Annotated in this window: 1 pseudogene; it reads right to left on the reverse strand. The window is 68.4% G+C overall.

The features are described from left to right. Positions 1-228 (reverse strand): annotated as a pseudogene (eno, locus tag KVT39_RS37770) (phosphopyruvate hydratase); the annotation flags it as partial.

A 228-nucleotide genomic window follows, 5' to 3' on the forward strand; every position in this document is an offset into this window, starting at 1 on the left:
TCACGGAACGTCGGCTGGCTCACCGGGACGATCATGAATTCCTGGATGTCCAGGCTGTTGTTCGCGTGCAGGCCGGCGTTGACGATGTTCATCATCGGCACCGGCAGCTGCATTGCGCCCGAACCGCCGGAATAGCGGTACAGCGGCAGGCCTGCCTCTTCGGCGGCAGCCCTCGCGGCGGCCATCGCCACGGCCCGCATCGCGTTCGCGCCGGGGCGCGCCTTGGTG

Source organism: Burkholderia sp. GbtcB21 (assembly GCF_019091065.1).
GTDB classification, from domain to species: Bacteria; Pseudomonadota; Gammaproteobacteria; order Burkholderiales; family Burkholderiaceae; genus Burkholderia; species Burkholderia pyrrocinia_C.